Genomic DNA, 22,423 nt, shown 5'->3' with positions numbered 1-22,423 from the left:
CCGCCCGCACGCCCGCGCACGGTCGGCTACGGCATGGCCCGCGCCTCCCGCGGAGCGGGCAGGAAGCCCGTTCCGTGGAAGTAGGTCAGGTAGCGGGCCAGCGTCTCGTCGGTCAGGGGCGGCAGGTGCACTCCGAGGACCGCCGCGGCCTTGGCGGTCCGGCTGGAGTCGAAGCCGCGGTGGCCCGTCGCCACGTGCCGGGGCCGCCCCTCGCCGCCGAGGAACAGCTGCGCCGCGTTGTCGTGCTGCGCCGCGACGCGGGCCTGCCACCGGGGTGCCGGGACGGTGCGCAGTTCGTGGCCCAGCCGGGCGGCCGCTTCGAAGACCCGGTCCAGTCCCGGTGCGTCCGGGTTGGTGAGGTGATAGGTCTCGTCGCCGGTCGTGCCGGACGCGGAGAGAGCCACGACCGCCGCGCTGACGTGGTCCACGGGCACCCAGTCGGTCGACCCGTGCTCCAGGTCCGGCACGGCGCCCGCCTGGAGGCACCCCTTGATGAGCTGCCACAGCAGGTCACGGTCCTGGCAGGCGCCCGTGGTGGTGTCGCCGCTGATGCGGCCGGGCCGGTAGACGGTGACCGGCAGGCCGCGTTCGCGGGCCAGGCCGACGAGTTGCTCGGCGACCCACTTGCTCCGGGCGTATCCGTCGGGCAGGCCGGACGGCGGGCCGGCCGGGGTCGATTCCGTGATGACGGCGGCGCCCGGACCGGGCACCGGGGCGTAGACGCCGGTGGTCGAGACGTAGTGCATGCCGGGTGAGGCGGAGTCGGCGACCAGCCGCAGCAGTTCCTCGGTGCCGCCCACGTTGGGGGCGCGCAGATCGTCGTACGCCGCGGCGAAGTTGACGCGTGCGCCGTTGTGGATGACGGGGCCGAGGCGGCGGACCAGGGCGGTACGGTCCTCGGGTGACAGACCCAGGCCGGGGGCTGCGAGGTCTCCGGGCACAGGGCTGATCAGTGCTGCGTACCGGGGGCGCCACAGGCCGTAGTGCTCCAGGTTGGCGCGCAGCCGGTGTGCGGCGTGCCGCTCGTCCTCGGCCCGTACGAGGCAGTCGACCGGGCCGTCGGTCGTCTCCATGAGGTCGCGCAGGAGGAAGGCGCCGAGAAAGCCGGATGCACCGGTCAGGAGGGGCCGGGCGGATGGGCGGGAGGCCCTGGGGGCGGGCACCGGAGCCGCGGACCGGCGCGTGATGTCCGCCGCCAGGCGGACCTCGGCGCAGAGGTCGGGGACGGCGGCCTCCGCCTGGTCCTCCTCCCCCTCCTCGCTCTCCAGGAAGCGCGCGACGCCCTCGACGGTGGGTGCCGCGAACAGGGCACGCAGGGAGGGCCGTCGGCCGCACCGCTCCTCGATCCGCCGGGCGAGGGTGACGGCGAGCAGCGAGTGGCCGCCCAGGGCGAAGAAGTCGTCCGTGACGCCCACGTCGGGTACACCGAGCGTCTCCGCGAAGGCCTCGCACAGGGCCCGTTCGCGGGCGGTGCCGGGCGCGCGGCCCCGGGCCGGCACCGCCTGGCCGGGGGCGGGCAGGGCGCTCCGGTCGGTCTTGCCGTTGGGGGTGACGGGCAGGGCGGCGAGCCGTACGTGGGCCGAGGGGACCATGTGGTCCGGCAGTGTGGCGGCGAGGTGCGCGCGCACCTCGGACCCGTCCGGGCCCTCCACCCCGTCGGCGGGCACGGTGTAGGCGACCAGCCGCCGGTCACCGGGCCGGTCCTCGCGGACGACGACGCAGGCGGCGGCGACGCCGGGCAGGGCGGTGAGCGTGGCCTCGATCTCGCCGAGTTCGATGCGGAAGCCGCGGAGTTTGACCTGGTCGTCGACGCGGGAGACGTAGACGAGCTCCCCGTCTGCGGTCCAGCGCACCAGGTCTCCGGTGCGGTACATGCGGCCCCCCGCGCGGTCGAACGGGTCGGCCACGAAGCGGGACGCGGTCAGGGCGGCCCGGCCGTGGTACCCACGGGCCACTCCCTCGCCGGAGACGTAGAGTTCACCCACGACGCCGGGCGGCACGGGGGACAGCCCGTGGTCCAGGACGTGGACGCGGGTGCCGTCGACGGGTACGCCGATGGGCACCGTACGGTCGGGGGCGAGCGGACCGTCCGCGTGCTGGAAGGCGCTCATGGTCGCGCAGACGGTGGTCTCGGTGGGTCCGTAGGCGTTGACGAGGAACCGGTCCCCCGCCCAGGCGTGCACCAGAGCCGGCGTGCACGCCTCGCCGGCGAGGACCATCGTCGTCCCTGCGGGCAGGGAGTCCGGCTGCATCACCGCCAGGGCGGCGGGCGGCAGGGTGAGGTGGGTGATTCCCCGCTCGCGGACCAGGGCGGCGAGCGCGGGGCCGGGCAGCAGGGCGTCGCGCTCGTCGATCTCCAGGCAGGCACCGGAGAGCAGCCCCATGCAGAGTTCCCAGAACGCGGCGTCGAAGCTGACGGACGCCATGTGCAGCACCCGGCTTCCCGGGGTGACGCGCAGCCGTTCGCGCTGGGTCCTGGCCATGGCTCCGGCGCCGCGGTGGGTGACCACGACTCCCTTGGGGCGGCCGGTCGAGCCGGACGTGTAGATGACGTACGCCGGGTGCGCCGGGAGCAGGACCGGGGCGGGGCCCGCGGTGTGTGGGGGCGCCGGTGCGTCGGGACCGAGGTCGTCGGTGTACAGGCAGGGCACCGGGGACTCCGGGAGGCGGCCGCGGATGGCGGGTGTGGTGAGGAGCAGGCTCGGCCGGGAGTCGTCGAGCATGTGGGACAGGCGTCGGGCCGGGTAGTCCGGGTCGAGCGGTACGTACGCCGCCCCTGCCCTGAGGACGCCGAGGAGGGCGACGACGAGGTCGTGGGTGCGGGGCAGGGCGACGGCCACCCGGTCCTCGGGGCCGATGCCGCGCGCCACGAGGTGCCGGGCGAGGTGGCCGGCGCGGGCGTCGAGTTCGCCGTAGGTGAGGGTGGTGGCCGCGTCGCGGACCGCCGGGGCGTCCGGGTCCCGCCGGGCCCACTGCGCGAAGAGCGCCGGGACGGTCGCCGCCGGCCGGTCCTCCACGGGCCCGGTGCCCCAGGCGGCGAGGCGGGTGCGCTCGGCGGCGGTGAGCACGTCGTACCTGCTCAAGGGGCGTTCGGGGTCGGTCGTCACGGCGTCGAGCAGCAGGACGAGCCGTTCGGCGAGGGCGCCGACCGTGGCCTCGTCGAAGAGTTCCGTCGCATAGTCGACGGCGGCCCGCATACCGCTGGGCACGCCGCTGTCGTCGTAGGTCTCGGTGAAGGTGAAGGACAGGTCGAACTTGCTGACACCGGGGTCGACGGCCACACCGCCGGTGGTGAGGCCCGGCAGGTCCACGGGAGCCGCGGGGGTGTGGTTCTGGAGGACGAGCATCGTCTGGAACAGCGGGTGGTGGTTCTGCGAGCGTACGGGGTTGATCAGTTCCACCAGGCGCTCGAAGGGAACGTCCTGATGGGCGTACGCGGAGAGGTCGAACTCCTTCACCCTGTGCAGGAGTTCGAGGAACGTGGGGTCGCCCGTCAGGTCCGCGCGCAGCACGAGTGTGTTGACGAAGAAGCCGACCAGGTCCGCGGCCGCCTCGTCGGTGCGTCCGGCCACGGCCGTGCCCAGCGGGATGTCGTCGCCCGCGCCGTGCCGGGAGAGGACGGCCGACAGGGCGGCCTGGAGCACCATGAAGACGCTGCATCCGCCGGTGCGGGCGAGGTCCGCGATCCGCCGGGCGGTGGCGGGGTCGAGCGCGAAGTCGTGGGTGGCGCCGGTGTGCCGGGGCACTGCGGGGCGCGAGCGGTCCCAGGGCAGGTCGACCATCCCGGGCAGCCCGTCCAGAGCGGCTCTCCAGTAGGCCAGTTGCCGCGTGACGAGGCTCTCGGGGTCGTGCTCGTCACCGAGCAGGCGGCGCTGCCAGAGGGTGTGGTCGGCGTAGTCGACGGGGAGCTCTCTCCACGCCGGTGCCTCGGCACGGAGACGGGCACCGTAGGCGACACCGAGGTCACGGGCGAGGGGTGCCAGGGACGAGCCGTCGGCGGCGATGTGGTGGATCACGAGGACGAGGACGTGGGCGTCGTCGGCCAGGCGCAGCAGGGTCGCACGGAGCGGGAGCCGGTGCTCGACGTCGATCGGCGTGGCCGCGACGGCCCTGATCCGGCCTGCGAGCCGGTCCTCGTCGACGGCTTCGACCGCGAACGGGAGCCGGATGTCGGCCGGGGCGACGATGTGCTGGTGCGGCCGGCTGTCGTGCTCGGGGAAGACGGTGCGCAGGGCCGCGTGCCGGTCGACGACGTCGCGGAGTGCCCGGCACAGGGTTTCCGTGTCGAGCGGTCCGTCGATGCGGAGGGCGAAGGGGATGTTGTAGGTGGCACTGGGGCCTTCGAGGCGGTGGAGGAACCACAGGCGCTGCTGGGCGTAGGACAGCGGGAGCACGGGTGGGCGTTCCTGCGGCACGAGGGCGGAGCGGGCGGGACGGTCCGCGCCCTGGAGGGCGGCGGCGAGCGTGGCGACGGTGGGGTTCTCGAAGAGCGTGCGGATCTCGGTCTCGGTCTCCAGCGCGGTGCGGACGCGGCCGACGAGGCGGGTGGCGAGCAGGCTGTGGCCGCCCAGAGCGAAGAAGTCGTCGTCCACGCCGACGCGGGCGACGCCCAGGACATCGGCGAACAGGCCGGCGAGGATCTCCTCGTGGGCGCCCCGTGGCGGGCGGGTCCCGGTGCCGGGCCGGGCGGCGGGAGCGGGCAGGGCGGCACGGTCGAGCTTGCCGTTGGTCGTCAGTGGCAGCTCGCCGAGCGGCTGGATGACGGCCGGCACCATGTAGGCGGGAAGCCGGCGTCCGAGGTGCGCGGCCAGCAGCTCCGGGTCCGGGGTGTGCCCGGGTGACGGGACGACGTACGCGGTCAGGGTGCGGTCGCCGGGCAGGTCCTCACGGACCAGTACGCAGGCGGCGCGCACGGACACGTCCGCGCGGAGCGCCGCCTCGATCTCGGCCGGTTCGATGCGGTGGCCGCGGAGCTTGATCTGCTGGTCGGCGCGGGCCACGTAGTGCAGGGTGCCGTCGGTGTCCCGGCGCACGAGGTCGCCGGTGCGGTACATCCGTGCCCCGGTGCCGGCGAACGGGTCGGCGACGAACCGGCCGGCGGTGAGGCCGGGGCGTCCCAGGTAGCCGCGGGCGACCCCGGGGCCCGCGACGTACAACTCGCCCTCGGCGCCGGGCGGTACGGGCCGCATCGCCGCGTCCAGGGCGTAGCCGCGCATCCCGTCGAGCGGTCGGCCGATCGGGGGCACACCGCTGCTGGGGTCGCCGGGACGTACGCGATGGAGCGTGGCGAACGTGGTGCTCTCGGTGGGCCCGTAGACGTTCAGGTACGTGGTGCCGGGGTGGGCGGCGGCGAGGCCCTGGAGGACCCCGGGCGCGGCCGCCTCCCCTCCGGAGGCGACCAGGCGGAGCAGGCCGAGGGCGTCCGGGTCGGTCTCGGCGACGACGTCGAGGAGGGCCGTCGTCAGGAACGCCGCCGTCGCGCCGTACCGGGCGACGAGGTCGCGGAGCACGGCGGGCTGGAGGGCGCCCTCTGGTGCCACGACGACGCGCCCCCCGTTGAGGAGAGGGGCCCAGATCTCGAAGGTGGAGGCGTCGAAGACGTACGCGGAGTGCAGCAGCACGGCGTCGGCCGCGCCGTCGCCCCACGTCCGGTCCGACGCGAGGGCGGTGATGTCGGCGTGGGTGACGCCGACCCCCTTGGGCAGGCCGGTGGAACCGGAGGTGAACATCACGTACGCGAGTCCCGCGCCGCCCGGGTCGGCGGGAATGCCTCCGGGGACGGCGGGCCCTCCCTCCCTGACGCGTCCCGCGCCGTCGACGGCCAGCACGCGCACATCGGGTCCGAGCCGTCGTACCCACGGGTGCGCGCGGGTGGTCCCGTCGACTACCAGGACGCGCAGGGCGGCCACCTCGGCGACGCGGGTGAGCCGTTCGGCGGGCCAGTCCGGATCGAGCGGCACGTAGGCGGCGCCCGCGCGCAGGACGGCCAGGGACGCGGTGACCGTGGCGGCCGAGCGGCCCAGGAGGATGCCGACCCCGTCCTCGGGGCCGGTTCCCAGTCCCGTCAGAGCCCCGGCCAGGGCGTCCGCGTGTGCCTGGAGGCGCTCGTAGGTCAGCTGCTCGCCGACGCCGGACACGGCAACCGCGTCCGGGTGCCGGGCGGCCTGCCGGGCCACCGCCTGCGCCACACCCGTATCCCCTGTCCCGGGCGGGAGTTCGGCGCCGCACGCGTGGGCGAGCAGCGCCTCGCGCTCACCGTCCAGGAGGACGGGCACGGCATCGGCGGGGCGGTCGAGACCCTCCGCCATGGCGGTCAGCAGACGCCGGACGCGGGCGACCGTGCGGGCCACCTCGTCACGGTCTAGGACGGCGGTCCGGTAGCCGAAGGTGATCCGCAGGGCGTCGCCGGGAGCGACGGTGAGGGTGAGGGGATAGTGGGCCGCGTCCGTGCCGCTGAAGCCGGTGACGGCGAGTCCGGGCAGCGCCTGCTGCGCGGTGCGCAGGGCCTCGGCGTCCATCGGGTAGTTCTCGAACACGGCGAGTGTGTCGAAGAGTTCGTCCAGTTCCGTGACGCCGCGTATCTCGGTCAGACCCACGTACTGGTGGCCGAGGAGGCGGCTCTGTTCCTCCTGGAGGCGGGTCAGGAGCGCGGCGAGCGTCTCGCCGTGTGCCGGGCGGAGCCGGACCGGCACGGTGTTGATGAACAGGCCGACCATCGACTCGATACCGGGGATCTCCGGCGGGCGGCCGGACACGGTGGTGCCGAACACGACGTCCCGGCGCCCGGTGCGGTAGGCGAGGACCAGACCCCACGCACCCTGGACCAGGGTGTTGAGGGTGAGCCGGTGGGTGCGGGCCGTCTCGCGCAACCGGTGCGTCGTGGCCGTGTCCAGATCGAGGACCAGGGTGCCGGGCAGCTCGGCGGAGGCCGGCACGTCCGCACCACCGGGTCCGGCGATCAGGGTGGGCGCCTCGATCCCGGACAGGGCGGTGCGCCAGGCGTCCAGGGCGGCAGCGCGGTCCTGCCGGGCCAGCCAGGCGAGGTAGGTGCGGTAGGGGACGACGCGCGGCAGGGTGCTGTCGTCGCCCCCGTGTGCGTAGAGCTCGAACAGCTCACGCACGAGCAGGGGCATCGACCATCCGTCGAGCAGGATGTGATGGGCCGTCATGACGAGCCGGTGGCGCTCCGGAGCGGTACGCACGAGTGTGAACCGCATCAGCGGCGGGGTGGTGAGGTCGAAGCGACGGGTCCGGTCGGCGGCGAGGAACGCGGCGAGGCGCTCCCGTACCGTGCCCGTACCGTCCGCCCCGGACAGGTCCAGCTCCTCCAGGGGCACGGGCACCTCGGCGGCGACGGCCTGCACGGGTTCGTCCAGGTCCTCGTGGAGGAAGCCCACCCGGAGGTTGGCGTGCCGGCGCAGCAGGCCGCCGACGGCGGCGTGCAGGGCCGGGAGACCGACGGGGCCTTCGAGGTCGAAGACGAACTGCGCGGTGTAGACGTCCACGGCGCGGGAGTCGTACAGCGCGTGGAAGAGCATGCCTGCCTGCAACGGCGTCAGCGGCAGTACGTCCTCCAGTCGGAAGCCGGTCACTTGCGTCCACCCCATCTGTTCTGAAGTCGGTCGATCTGGGCCTGGTCGAGTGAGACCAGGGGAAGGTCGGACGGCGTGCAGCCGCCCGCGTCGGGTCGTTCGGCGTGCTCGGCGACGGCGCGCAGTGCCCGGGTGAAGGCGGCGGACAGCGACTCCATGTCCTCCTCTTTGAGAAGGTCGCTGGGCCAGGTCCAGCGGGTCACCAGACGCGGGCCGTCCGGCAGGTCCTCGGTGTGCGCGTTGATGTCGAGCACGTGGTGGACGGGCATGTCGGGGTCCTGGCTGCGCGGACCGCCACCGTCGAGGACGACGTCCCAGTCGGCGCCGTCGCCCCCGTCCGCCGTCCCGGACGCGGCGTAGCGGCCCAGGTAGTTGAAGCCGATCTGGGGGGCGGGTGCGGTGGCCAGCAGAGGACGGGTGGCCGGGTTGAGACGGCGCAGCATCCCGTAGCCGACTCCGTGGTCGCGGACGGCACGCAGCTGCTCCTTGACGCGCTTGAGGGCGCGTTCGACCAGCGCGGCGTCGAAGCGCCCGGGGTCGCGGGCGTCGACCGGCCCGGGGTCGAGCCGGACCGGGTAGAGGCTGGTGAACCACCCGACCGTGCGGGAGAGGTCGAGGTGGTCGGCGATCTGCTCGCGACCGTGGCCCTCCAGGTCGAGGAGGACTGCGGTGCCGGCCTGCCGGGGTCCGCCGAGGGCCGCGGACCGTTCCGCGCGCCAGGAGCAGACGGCGAGGGCGAGACCCGTGAGCAGGACGTCGTCCACTCCGGCGCGGTAGGCGGCGGGCGCGGTGGTGAGCAGTGACCTGGTCCATGTGGCGGGCAGGTGGGTGACGAGGGTCCGCGTCCGGTCGGCGGTGTCCAGGTCGGCGTCGAGCGGCCGGTATCCCAGCTGAGGATCGGGTGTACTCAAAACCGCCTGCCAAGACGGGAGTTCCGCCTCACGTGCCGGCTCCTGCGCCTGGGCCGCCAGCAGCTGTGCCCATTGCCGGTAGGACGTGGTGGCCGGAGGCGGAGCCGTCGGCCGTTCGCCGGAGGCCGCCGCCGTGATGACGCTCTGCCAGGCGGTGGCCACGTCGGTGGCGAGGATGCGCCAGGAGACCGCGTCCACTGCCAGGTGGTGCACGACCAGCAGAAGTCGTCCTCGGGTGCGGGGCCCGGCGTCGCACCAGACGGCCTCGATCACCTCCCCCCGCGCGGGCCGCAGCCTTCTGCGGGCCTGCTCGCCCGCCTCGGTGACGGCGGCGCGTACGGCGTCGGCGTCGAGCCCCGCGACGTCGATCCGGGTGAAGCGGCGCCCCGCCGGCACGGCACCGGGCGGCAGGGCCTCGAGGGCGGGTGTGCCGTCGGCCGACCGGGTGGTCCGCAGGCGGAGCATGTCGTGCTGGTCGATGAGGAGTTGGAGAGTGGCGACCAGGGACTCCCGGTCGGCTCCCGCGGGCGTGCGCAGCACCCCGGACTGGTTGTACCCGTCGGTGGTGCCGGGCCGTTCGAGGAACCAGGCGGCGATGGGCGTCGTCGGCATCTCGCCGGTGCCCTGCCCGGCCGGCGCGGAGGTCTTTCCGCCGAGCGCGGTGGCGACGGCCGCGATGGCCCCGGGTGTGCGGTGGACGAACACGTCGCGCGGGGTGACGCCCAGCCCTGCCTCGCGGGCGCGGCTGACGAGCTGGATGGAGAGGATGCTGTCGCCGCCGAGCGCGAAGAAGTCGTCGTCGGCCCGTACGGCGGGAGTACGCAGGACGGAGGCGAACACCTCGCACAGCACGCCTTCCCGCGGGGTGCGCGGCTCTCCCCCCGGCCGGGCCGCGGCGGGACGCGCCGGGGCGGGCATGGCGTTCCGGTCGGTCTTGCCGTTGGGCAGCAGCGGCAGCGCGTCGAGGGTGACGAAGACCGCGGGGACCATGTACGGCGGCAGGGCCGACATCATCCGGGCGCGCAGCTCGCCCTCGGCGAGGGCCGCGGCACCACCGGCCGTGTCGGCGACGGTGTAGGCGACCAGTCTCCGCTCGCCGGGCCGGTCCTCGCGTACGAGGACGCAGGCGGCGGCGATGCCGTCCAGGGCGGTGAGAGCGCCCTCGATCTCGCCGGGTTCGATGCGGAACCCGTGCAGCTTGACCTGGTCGTCCGCGCGGGAGACGTAGGTGAGCAGACCGTCGGCGTCTCTGCGGACGAGGTCACCGGTGCGGTACATACGGCTGCCGCGGGGACCGTACGGATCGGCGACGAAACGCGCGGCGGTCAGGCCGGGGCGGCCGAGGTAGCCGCGCGCGAGGCCGTCGCCCGCGACGTGGAGCTCGCCGGTCACGCCCGGCGGCACCGGCCGCAGAGCGCTGTCCAGGACGTACGCGCGGGTGTTGTCGACGGGACGGCCGAGCGGCACGGTCCCCTCCCCCGCCGGGAGGTCCGCCTCCCCGCGCCGGTGGTGGTGGGCGGTGGCGTCGATCGTCGCCTCGGTGGGCCCGTACAGGTTGTGGACCTCGGCCTGCCAGGCCCGTGCGACGCGCTCGGCCAGGGACCGGGGCAGGGGTTCACCACCGCACAGCACGGCCCGCAGCGTGGCGGGGGCCTCTTCGGGGTCGGTCTCGGTGAGGACGGCCGTCAGGTGCGACGGCACGAACTGGGCGAGGGTCACGCCCGCGTCGCGCATGCGGGCCAGCAGCCCCGCCGGGTCGTGGTTGAGGAGGGGCGGCACGGGGCAGGTGGAGCCGCCGTGCAGGAGCGGCAGCCAGGTCTCCCAGACCGAGGCGTCGAAGCTCGGCGAGGTACGGGCGATGACCCTGTCCTCGTCGGTGAGGCCGAGGTGGTCCGCCATCCACGCCATGTGGTTGGTCAGGGAGGCGTGGGTGACGACGACGCCCTTGGGGCGTCCGGTGGAGCCCGAGGTGTAGATGACGTAGGCCGCGTCGCGCGGATCCGGCGCGGCGGCCGGCGGGGCCGCGTGCCCGGTCGGCCGGACGGTTCGGTCGTCGAGGGCGAGGCAGGGTACGGACGCGGTGTACCGCGCGGCGCGTGCGGTGCCGTGGGTGAGGAGCAGTGCCGGCCGGGCGTCGTCGAGCATGTGGGCGACACGCGCCTCCGGGTACTCCAGGTCGACCGGCAGGTAGGCGGCCCCGGCCTTGACCACCGCCAGCATCGCGACGACTTGGTCGGCGGTGCCTTCCAGGGCGAGGGCGACGAGATCGCCGCGGCCGATACCCCTGCCGTGCAGATGGTGCGCCAGATCGTCGGAGAGCGCGTCGAGTTCGCCGAACGTGAGACGGCGGGTGCCGTCCAGCACGGCGGTCGCCTCGGGGGTCCGGGCGCACTGGGCCCGGAATCCCTCGGGCGCCGTACGTGCCGCCACCGGACGTACGCGGCCGTGCGCGGCACGGTCGAGCCCCAGCCGCTCGGCCGTGTCCAGGACGTCGACGGTGTGCACGCGCCGGCCGGGGTCGGCCGCGAGCGAGGCGAGCAGGCGGGTGAGCCTGGCGGCCAGGGCGTGCGCGGTGGCGTGGGCGAAGAGCTCGGTGGAGAACTCCAGTACGCCGTCGAGACCCGCCGGCCTCCCTGTGCCGTCGTGCTTCTCGGTGAAGGTGAAGGTCAGGTCGAACTTGCTGATGCCGGTGCGCACGGGCTGCCCCGTGACCGTGAGACCCGGCAGGTCGACCACCGCGTCCGCGTGGTTCTGGAGGACGAGCATGGTCTGGAACAGCGGGTGGTGGTTCTGGGCCCGGACCGGGTCGAGGGCATCCACCAGCCGCTCGAAGGGCACGTCCTGGTGGGCGTACGCCGCCAGGTCGAACTCCCGCACCCGGTCGAGCACTTCGTGGAAGGAAGGGTCCCCGCTCAGGTCGGTGCGCAGGACGAGGGTGTTGACGAAGAAACCCACGAGGTCGTCGAGGGCTTCGTCGGTGCGTCCGGCCACGGCGGTGCCGAGGGGGACGTCCTCACCCGCACCGTGCCGGGAGAGGAGTACCGACAGCGCCGCCTGGAGCACCATGAAGAGGCTGCAGCCGCGGGCGCGGGCGAGTCCCGCCAGCGCCTGGTGGGTGTCCGCGTCGACGGGGAAGGCGAACGCGTCACCGCGGTGCGCCGTCACGGCGGGCCGGGGGTGGTCGTAGGGCAGGTCGAGCAGGTCGGGGGCGCCCGCGAGCGCGGTGCGCCAGAAGTCCAGCTGGCGGGCCGCCTGCCCGTCCGGGTCGTCCTCGTCGCCGAGCAGCGCGCGCTGCCAGAGCGTGTAGTCGGCGTACTGGAAGCCGAGTTCCGTCCAGGGGGGCTCCACGCCCTCGGTGCGGGCCCGGTACGCCGTGCCCAGGTCGCGGGCGAGTGGGGCGAGGGACCAGCCGTCGCCCGCGATGTGGTGGACGACCAGCACGAGGACGTGGTCGTCGGCGCCGAGTCGCAGGAGCCGGGCCCGTACGGGCATGTCCGTGCTCACGTCGAAGGCGTGCGCCACCTCGGTGCCGAGGACCTCGTCGAGACGGTCGGGAGGGGTGACGCGAGGTGTCAGGTCGAGGTCCGCGCCGTCGGCGCCGAGGACGAGCTGACGCGCCACGCCGTCGGTCTCGGGGAAGACGGTGCGCAGGCTCTCATGGCGTCCGACGACGTCCGCGAGGGCGCTCTCCAGGGCGTCCGCGTCGAGTGCTCCGTGCAGACGGAGCACGAGCGGCACGTTGTACGTGGCACTGGGTCCCTCGAACCGGTTGAGGAACCAGAGGCGTTGCTGCGCGAAGGACAGCGGCATCGGATCGGGGCGGGTCCCGGTGCGCTCCAGAGGGCTCCTGGCCGCTTCGGCGCTGTCCAGTGCGGCGGCCAGCCCCGCCGGCGTGGGGTGTTCGAAGAGGGCCTTGACCTGTACCTCCGCTCCGAGCGCGGTGCGGATGCGCGCGGCGAGGCGGGTGGCGAGCAGCGAGTGTCCGCCCAGAGCGAAGAAGTCGTCGTCCGCGCCCGCCCCGTCAAGACCGAGCACGTCCGCGAAGAGTCCGCGGAGGATCTCCTCACGGACGGAACGCGCGGACCGTCCGCGGCCAGGGGCCTGGTGCTCGGGGGCGGGGAGAGCGCCCCGGTCCACCTTGCCGTTGAGGGTCAGAGGCAGCGCGTCGAGCAGGACGAACGCGGAGGGCACCATGTAGGCGGGCAGGGACCGGCCGACGGCGCGGGCGAGGTCGCCGGGTTCGGGGCGCGTGCCGCCGGCGGGCACCACGTAGGAGACCAGCCGCCGGTCGCCGGGGGTGTCCTCGCGGACGACGGCGAAGGAGTCGGCCACGCCCTCGCAGCAGGCGAGTACGCCCTCGATCTCGCCGAGTTCGATGCGGTAGCCGCGCAGTTTCACCTGCCCGTCGGCCCGGTTCACATAGGCGATCCGCCCGTCACCGGTCCATCGGACGAGGTCGCCGGTGCGGTACATGCGCCCGCCCGCCGGGTCGAACGGGTCGGCCACGAAGCGCGTGGCGGTCAGGCCCGGCAGCCCGGTGTACCCGCGTGCCACACCGGGCCCGGCCAAATACAGCTCGCCCACGACTCCCGGTGGTACGGCGCCCAGGGCTCCGTCGAGGACGTATCCGCGCATGCCGTCCAGGGGGCGGCCGATGGGCGGGGGGCCCAACGGCAGGCCGGCCGTGACGTCGTACCGGGTGGCGAAGGTGGTGGTCTCGGTGGGCCCGTACACGTGGAGGACCCGTACGCCCGGCGCGGTGCCGGCGACCCTCTGCATCGCGTCCGGCGAGGCCAGTTCCCCGCCCGCGCAGACGAGCCGGAGGCCGGTGAAGGCGCCCGGGTCGGTCTCGGCGATCACGTTGAACAGGGCCGTCGTGAGGAACACGGCGGTCACTCCGTGCTCCTGGACGACGTCGCCGAGGACGCGGGCCTCGAGGACGCCCTCGGGTGCGACGACGATCCGGCCGCCGTGCAGGAGCGGCGCCCACATCTCGAACGTGGAGGCGTCGAAGACGTACGCCGAGTGCATCAGGACCGCGTCGGCCGCGCCGCCGCTCCAGGCGGAGTCGGCAGCGAGCGCGGCCACGTCGGCGTGGGTGACGCCGACGCCCTTGGGCAGACCGGTCGAGCCGGAGGTGAACATCACGTAGGCGAGCGCGTCCGGGCCAGGCACGGCGGCGGGGCGGCACGGCCGCTCGGGTGCGCCCCGCAGTATGCGGCCGGCCCGGTCCACGACCACGACGGGCAACCGTCGGGCCCTCTCGGTCACCCAGGGGGAGGAGAATGCCTCCTCGTCGACGACGAGGAGGCGCACGGCCGCCACCCCGGCCGCCTGGTCGAGCCGTTCCCGGGGCCAGCGCGCGTCCAGCGGGACGTAGGCGCCGGCCGCGCGGACCGCTCCCAGGGACACCGCCACGACGGCTGGTGCCCGGGTGAGTAGCACGCCGATCCCGGCCTCGGGGCCCACGCCGAGACCCGCCAGGGCGTGGGCGAGACGGTCGGAGACCTCGTCCAGTTCGGCGTAGGTGAGAGTGGCGTCGTCGCTCGTCACGGCGACGGCGCCCGGTGTGCGGCGCGCCCGGGCGGCGAAGCGTGCGGGCAGAGTGGCGTCCGCGGTGTCCGCGGGCAGGCCGAGGCCGGTGCCCCAGCGCGTGACACGGGCCTGCTCGTCCGGCGTCATCAGGCCGTAGCCCGCGAGCGGCAGGCCGGGGTCGGCGGCCACCTGTTCCAGGAGGCGGACCAGGCGGGTGGCGAGGGTTTCGACGGTGGCCCGGTCGAAGAGGGCGGTGGCGTACTCGATCCCGGCGCCGAGGCCGCCCGCGGCCCGTTCCTCGGTGAAGGCGAAGGTGAGGTCGAACTTGCTCAGGCCGTTGTGGACGAGCCGGTCCTCGACGGTGAGTGCCGGCAGGTCGGGGCGGTCGGTCTCCTGGTTCTGAAGGACCAGCATGGTCTGGAAGAGCGGGTGGTGGTTGCGCGCCCGGACGGGGTTGACACTCTCGACGAGCCGCTCGAAGGGCACGTCCTGGTGTGCGTAGGCGGCCAGGTCGAACTCGCGTACCCGCACCAGGAGTTCCCGGAAGGTCGGGTGGCCGGACAGGTCCGTGCGCAGGACGAGCGTGTTGACGAAGAACCCGACCAGGTCCTCGAGCGCCTCGTCCGTGCGGCCTGCGACGGGCGAGCCGAGCGGGATGTCGTCTCCCGCGCCGTGCCGGTGCAGCAGGGTGGCGACCGCCGCCTGGAGCACCATGAACAGACTGCTGCCCGACTCGGCCGCCAGCCGCAGGAGTCGAGCGTGTACGGGCGGCGGCACCTCGAAGGTGTGGACGGCCCCTCTCGGGTCGGTGGTGACCGGCCGCGGCCGGTCCAGCGGCAGGTCGATCAGGCCGGGCAGACCCGCCAGGGCGGTGTGCCAGTGGTCGAGTTGCCGCCGCAGCAGGCTCTCCGGCGCGTCACCGTCGCCGAGGACCGCGTGCTGCCAGAGGGCGTAGTCGGCGTACTGGAGCGGGTCACCGTCCGAGGTTCCGGGGTCCCGGCCCTCGAGCCTGGCCCGGTAGGCGTCGCCGAGATGACGGGCGAGCGGGGCGAGGGACCAGCCGTCGCCCGCGATGTGGTGCAGGACGAGCACGAGGACGTGGTGGCCGGGCGCGGAGCGCAGCAGCCGGGCGCGCAGCGGTGGGTCCACGACGACGTCGAACGGCTCGCGCACCGCGGCCAGGACGGCTTCCTCGACGTCCCCGGGGGCCATGGCCACGACGGGCAGGCCGGGCACGGCTGTGTCGACCGGGAGAATCAACTGATGTGGTACGCCGTCCTGTTCGGGGAAAAGCGTGCGCAACGCCTCGTGACGCCGCACGACGTCGCGCAGGGCGGCCCGCAGGGCGTCGGTGTCCAGGGGGCCGTCGAGTTCGAGGACGAGCGGGATGTTGTAGGCGGAGCTGGGGCCTTCGAGCCGGTTGAGGAACCACAGGCGCTGCTGTGCGAAGGACAGCGGCAGCGGATCGGGCCGCTGCGCCACGGGTACCACGGGCGGGCGGGCGCTTCCCTGCGTGTCGACGACCCGGGCCAGGCCCGCGACGGTCGGGTGCTCGAAGAGGGTGCGTACGGCGATCTCGGCGCCCAGGACGGCGCGGACACGGCTGACGACTCGCATCGCGAGGAGCGAGTGCCCCCCGAGGTCGAAGAAACTGTCGTGCGGGGCGACGTGGGGCCGTTGCAGGACGTCGGCGAAGATTCCGGCGAGCAGATCCTCCGGGAGGGTGCGACGCCCCGGTCCGGCCGGGGCGTCGCCACCCGGCCCGGGCTCGGGCAGGGCACGCCGGTCCACCTTGCCGTTGGGCAGGAGGGGGAGGTCGTCCAGCAGGACCACGGCACCGGGCACCATGTAGTGCGGAAGGGTCTCGGCGAGGGCGTCGCGCAGGACTGCGGGGCGCGTGGCCGGGTCGCCGGAGACCGCGTAGGCGACGAGCCGGCGCCGGCCGGGAACGTCCTCGCGGATCACGGCGCAGGCGGCCGTGATGCCGGGTCCGGCCAGGAGTGCGGCCTCGACCTCCCCCAGCTCGATGCGGAAGCCGCGGAGTTTGACCTGGTCGTCGGCGCGGGCGACGTAGTCGAGCAGACCGTGCCGGTTCCACCGCACGAGGTCGCCCGTCCGGTACATGCGGGCGCCGGTGGCGTCGAAGGGGTCGGCCACGAAGCGTGCGGCGGTCGGGCCCGGGCGGTTCAGGTAGCCGCGGGCGAGGTTGGGGCCCGACAGGTACAGCTCCCCGGTGACGCCTGGAGGCACGGGCCGCAGTCGGCCGTCGAGGACGTAGGCCCGCATCGTGTCGACGGGAAGGCCGATCGGCACGGTCTCGGACGGCGGACGGCCGTCTTCCCGTCCGTCGGCGTGAGGGCCGACGACGCGGTGGGCGGTCGCGTCGATGGTGGCCTCGGTGGGGCCGTAGAGGTTGTGCACGTCGGCCTGCCACAGCTCGGCGACGTCGCGGGCGAGGGCGCGCGGCAGCGGTTCGCCACCGCACAGGACGGCGCGCAGGGCGGGGAGCGGCGCGGCCTGTGCCGCCTCGGTGAGGACGAGGGCAAGGTGCGAGGGGACGAACTGGCAGACGGTGACGCCGAATCGGCTCATCCAGGAGACGAGGGTGCCCGGTTCCCGGTTGGCTTCGTGCGGCAGCACACAGACTTCGGCGCCGTTCATCAGCGGGAGCCACAGCTCCCACCCGGAGGCGTCGAAGCTGCTCGAGGTGCGGGCGAGGACGCGGTCGTCCGGTGTGACGGACAGGTACCGCGCCATCCAGGCCATGTGGCCGGCCAGCGCCCCGTGCGTCACGACCACGCCCTTGGGGCGGCCGGTGGACCCGGAGGTGTGGATGGCGTAGGCCGGGTCAGCCGGGTGCGGGGCGTCCGGCACGGCCGTGGTGTCCCCCGTGGGCCGGGCGGCCGGGCCGTCGAGGGCGAGCCACGGTACGTCGCAAGCGGGCAGGTCCGCGTGGACGTCGGTGGTGGTGAGGAGGAGCACGGGCCGGGCGTCGTCGAGCATGTGCCGGATGCGGGCGGGCGGATACTGCGGGTCCACGGGCAGGTAGGCGGCACCGGCCCGCAGTACGGCCAGCATGGCGACGACCGTGTCCACGGACGGCGGCGCGGCGAGCGCCACCCGGTGCTCACGGCCCACGCCCCTGTCGCGCAGGACCTGGGCGAGGGCGTCGGCGCGGGAGTCGAGCTCGGCGTAGGTGAGGCTCGTGTGCGCGTCCCGCACGGCGACGGCGCGGGGGGTGCGCGCGGCCCACTCCCGGACCGCTCCGGGAACGGTGGGGGCGGGCAGTGGGAGCTCGGCACCGCGCCCCCGGCCAAGGACGCGGTCCCGCTCGGCCGGCGTGAGGGGGTCGAGGTCGCCGACCGTGCGGTCGGGGTCGGTCACGGCCTGGGTGAGGACGCGCGCGAAGCGCGCGCACAGGGCCCGGGCCGTGTCGGCCTCGAAGAGGTCGGTGGCGTACTCCAGGTATCCCCCGATGCCGCCGGGGGCTTCGAGGCCCGCGCGGACCGGGGTGCTCCCGGGGGCTTCGGCGGATGCGGTGCGTTCGGTCAGCGAGAACGTCAGGTCGAACTTGCTGACCCCGGTGTGCCGGGAACGGTCGCGTGCGATGACGCCGGGGAGATCGAGCTCCGCCCGCTCCTGGTTCTGGAGGACCAGCATGGTCTGGAACAGCGGGTGGTGGTCGCCGGACCGCTCGGGGTTGACCGCCTCCACGATCCGTTCGAAGGGGACGTCGCCGTGGCTGAAAGCGGCGATGTCGAACTCCCTGACTCTTCGCAGCAGTTCGCGGAAGGTCGGGTCGCCGGACACGTCCGTGCGCAGGACGACGGTGTTGACGAAGAACCCGACCAGGTCGTCGAGCGCCTCGTCGGCGCGCCCGGCCACCGCGGCACCCAGCGTGATGTCGGTGCCGGCACCATGGGCGTGCAGCGTCACGGCCAGGGCGGCCTGGAGCACCATGAACGGGGTGCATCCGGTGGCACGGGCGAGCCGGACGAGCTCGGCGTGGGCGGACTCGGGCAACTCGAAGGGCACCGCGTCGCCCCGGTGACCGGCCACTGCCGGGCGGGGACGGTCGAGAGGCAGGTCGAGCAGGTCGGGGGCGCCGCGCAGCGCCTCCTGCCAGAAGGCGAGCTGGCGTGCGGCCAGGCTGTCCGGGTCGTCGGCGTCGCCGAGCAGCCGGCGCTGCCAGAGCGTGTAGTCGGCGTACTGAACGCTCAGTTCGGGCCAGTCGGGCGTGCCCGTGCCGGAGACCCTGGCGCGGTAGGCGGCGCCGAGGTCGCGGCTGAGCGGAGCGAGCGACCAGCCGTCGGCGACGACGTGGTGGAGGACGAGCAGCAGGACGTGGTGGTCGGGGCCCAGGCTGAGCAGATGGGCGCGGACACCGAGGTCGCCCGTGAGGTCGAAGGGCGCCGCGGACAGGCGGCGCACGGCCGCCTCGGCCCAGACCTCGGCACTCTCCCCGGCCGGCGGGTGCTCCACACCGAGGGGGACGAGGACCTCGGCGTCGGATGCGTCGAGCACGTCCTGGCGGGCCACCCCGTCTTGCTCGGCGAAGACGGTGCGCAGGCTCTCGTGCCGGACGACGACGTCGGCCACAGCGCCACGGAGGGCGTCCTTGTCCAGGACGCCGTCGAGTTCGAGGACGAACGGGATCGTGTAGGTGTCGCCGGGGCCCTCGGCGCGATTGAGGAACCAGAGGCGCTGCTGCGCGTAGGAGAGCGGTACAGCCTCGGGCCGTTGCTGCGGGGTGAGGGCCGGCCGGGCCGTGGCGGCGGTGTCGAGAGCGGCGGCGAGGGCGGCCACCGTGGGGTGGTCGAAGAGGGTCCGCATGCCGACCTCCGCGCCCAGGGCGGCCCGCACCCTTCCGGTGAGGCGGGTGGCGAGCAGGGAATGGCCGCCCAGGGAGAAGAAGTTGTCGTCGATACCGACGGCCGCGACTCCCAGGACGTCGGCGAACAGGCCGGCCAGGACTTCTTCGTAGGCCGTGCGAGGTGCCCGGCCGGTGGTGGTGGCGGCGCGAGGGGCGGGCAGCGCGCGGCGGTCGACCTTGCCGTTGGGGTTCAGTGGCAGCGCGTCGAGCTGCACGAACACGGAGGGCACCATGTAGGCGGGCAGAGCGCGCCCTGTACGGCGGGCCAGGGCGGCGCCGTCCGGACGGGCGCCGGGTGTCCCCACGACATAGGCGACGAGACGCCGGTCGCCTGGTATGTCCTCACGGACCAGGACGCAGGCGGCCCGTACGTCCGGGTCGGCGAGCAGGGTGTTCTCGATCTCGGCGGGTTCGATGCGGAATCCGCGGAGCTTGACCTGCCCGTCCGCGCGTCCGACGTACTCGACGTCACCGCGCGCGGTCCAGCGCACGAGGTCACCGGTGCGGTACATGCGGCCACCGCGGGCGTCGTACGGGTCTGCGACGAACCGGGTGGCGGTCAGCGCCGGCCGGCCCTGGTAGCCGCGGGCGACGCCGTCCCCGCTCACGTACAGCTCGCCCACGACGCCGGCCGGCACCAGAGCGAGTTCGGCGTCGAGCACGTGGAGGCGCATCCCGTCGAGGGCCCGGCCGATGGGCGGCACGCCCGGCCTGCCGGCGACGACCCGGTGGCGGGTGGCGAAGGTCGTGGTCTCCGTCGGCCCGTACACGTGCAGGACGCGGGCGTGCGGCGCAGCCGCGGCCACCCGCTGCATCAGGTCCGGGGTCGCGGACTCGCCGCCCGCAGCGACCAGGCGCAGCCCGGCGAACGCGGCGGGGTCGGCCTCGGCCACCACGTTGAACAGAGCCGTCGTCAGGAACAGCGCCGTCACACCGTGCCGGTCCACCACGTACCCAAGGGTTGGCGCCTCCAGTACGCCGCCCGGCGCGACGACCACCCGGCCTCCGTTCAGGAGCGGCACCCAGATCTCGAAGGTGGCGGCGTCGAACACGTAGGCCGAGTGGAGCAGCACCGCCTCGCACGCCCCGTCGGACCAGGTGGTGTCGGCGGCGAGTGCGAGGACGTCGGCGTGCGTGACGCCGACGCCCTTGGGCAGACCGGTGGAGCCGGAGGTGAACATCACGTAGGCGAGCCGGTCGGTGCGGGTCACACCCGTCGGCCGTCCACGCCGTTGCGGAGCGCCGCGCACGACGGTGCCGCGACCGTCCAGGACGATCACCGGCAGGGCCGCCGCGGCCGCCGCCTCCACCCAGGGCCGGCCGGCGCCGGCCTCGTCCACCACCAGGGCACGGACGCGGGCCACTTCGGCGACGCGGTCGAGCCGCTCAACGGGCCAGGCCGCGTCCATGGGTACGTACGCGGCCCCCGAACCGACCGTGCCGAGCGTGGCGGACACCAGGGCCGCCGAGCGGCCCATGAGGACACCGACGCCGTCCTCGGCCCCGATCCCCCAGCCGGCCAGGGCACCGGCGAGATCGTCCGCCGTCCGCTCCAGATCCCGGTACGAGAGCGTGACGGCACCCTCCACCACCGCCGGGGCTCCGGGGGTCTGGCGGGCCCGAGCACCGAACGCCTCCGGCAGGCCGGAGCCGGTGGTGTGCTTCGGCAGGACGGCTCCACGCCCCCGGGCGAGCAGCGCCCGCGCGGCGGTGTCGTCGAGGAAGGGCAGGTCGCGGAGGGGTGTGCCCGCGTCCGCACCGGCCAGAGCCGTCAGGAAGGGGACGAGGGCCTGCTGGAGCAGCCGTACGTCGTCAGGGTGGTAGAGCTCCGGGTTGGCGTCGAATCCGATCAAGGGGCCACTCTCCTCGGCCCGTTCGGAGACGAAGAGGGAGACGTCGTCGACCGGGCCGATGGACAGCACGCGGGAGGCGGCGGGACTGCCGGCGAAGTCGAGGTCGTATTCGTAGCCCATGATGTTGACGACGACGTCGGTCAGATGTGCCGCGTCGTCGGCCATGTTCAGTTCGCGGGCCAACTGCTCACGGGAGAAACGGCGGTGGCGCAGGGCGCCGCCCATCTCCGCGGCAACGGCCCGCACGAGGGCGCCGACCGTCATGTCGGCGGTGACACCGATGCGCAGCGGCAGGATGTTGGCGGTCATCCCGACGATGTGGCGCAGGCCGCCGTGACGGCCGTTGGAGGCGAGGCCGACCGTGATGTCCCGGGCCCCGGTGACCCGGCCGACGTAGGCGGCGACCGCGCTCACGAGTACGGCGGTCCACCTGGTGCGGTTCTCGGCGGCGAGTCCGCGCAGATCGTCGAGGACGGAGACGGGCAGGGTCTCCCCGCTGTGCATCCGGACGTCCGCGCCGGCAGGCACGGTCGGCGCCGCCGCGTCGGTGCGCCGGCGGACGAGCGCCGCGCCGCCCCGCGCGTACGCGTCGTCCCCGGCCCCGGCAAAGGCCCCCGCACCTTCGGACGCCCGGTCGGCGAACCTGTCCTTCCAGTAGGCGCGGTCGGCCTCGAAACGGTCCGAATCCCGATAGGCCGCCTCGTCCGCCATGAGGTCACGCAGGGGCGCGGCGGGCAGTGCGGCCGTGGCGAGGTCCTCGCCACGCACGGCGCGCCCGTAGAGTTCGGCCACGGTGCGGCCGAACACCGCGCCGCCGAGGCCGTCGACGGCGATGTGGTGGAAGCGGACGTACCAGTAGTGCAGCCGCGGCCCCAGGCGCAGCAGGGCGAAGTGGTGGCGCGGGGCGTCGAGCCGGTCGACGGTCGACATGTCGTCGGCCATGTAACGCTCGGCCGCGGCCGCGGGATCGTCGGCGCCGGACAGATCGGCCAGGCGGAGCCGGCTGGTTTCTTCCGCCGGGCGGTGAGCGACGTACTGGTACACCGTCTCACCGCGGGTGACGAACTCGAGGCGGAGGCTGTCGCACAGCGCGACGGCCCGGTTCAGGGCCGCGTCGAACAATTCCTCGTCGAGGCCGCCGTGGATCTCGAAGCATTCCCCGATGTTGTATTTGGGACTGTCCGGGTCGACGAGTTGCCCGTACCAGACGCCCTGCTGGGCCGCACTCAGTTCGAGGAACTCCTGCGCGGGCGCGTGCGCCTGAAGGGGCGGAAGAGAACGGTTTTCCTGCATGCCGGTCCACACCTTTGGGGAGAGATTTCGGGGACGGTGAAGAGGGCCGGGTGAATCCGGCCACACCAGTGCACCGATCGTCGGTGCCGGGGCAGACGAAAGCCGCGCGGGGAACTTCACGGCACTCATGGGTTCAGGTGCGATCAGGCACCGTACGGGAACATGCCTTCTCGGCAGGAGCCGCATTGCCTTCGCACATCAAAGGCGGCCAGGAGTAAGCCCGTCGACGGTTCATGAGTTCCGCAGGAAAGCAGAATGAGCAAGGTCGATCGAGCCACGACAGTTACCGTGCACACCTGATCGATTCCGCTCGGACCCGAACGAAATCGATCAGGCGGGAGCGCCGGTCCGGCGCTCGACCTGGGA

General features: G+C 74.0%; 2 protein-coding genes. Both read right to left on the bottom strand.

Features of this window, described 5'->3' with window-relative positions; translation table 11 throughout:
- Window positions 1-26 precede the first annotated feature (26 nt).
- Window positions 27-7,592, bottom strand: coding sequence for a non-ribosomal peptide synthetase (locus tag JOC24_RS20165; protein ID WP_205021734.1), 7,566 nt, complete (start codon window positions 7,590-7,592; stop codon window positions 27-29).
- Window positions 7,589-22,057 carry a non-ribosomal peptide synthetase gene (locus tag JOC24_RS20160; RefSeq protein ID WP_205021733.1) on the bottom strand — a complete coding sequence of 4,823 codons (14,469 nt, stop codon included), beginning with the start codon at window positions 22,055-22,057 and terminating at the stop codon, window positions 7,589-7,591. Before JOC24_RS20160 ends, JOC24_RS20165 begins: the two co-directional genes overlap by 4 nt.
- Window positions 22,058-22,423: the final 366 nt, after the last annotated feature.

The sequence above is a fragment of the Streptomyces sp. HB132 genome, from assembly GCF_016909575.1.
Lineage (GTDB): Bacteria > Actinomycetota > Actinomycetes > Streptomycetales > Streptomycetaceae > Streptomyces.
This window is presented reverse-complemented; position numbering and strand designations above follow the sequence as displayed.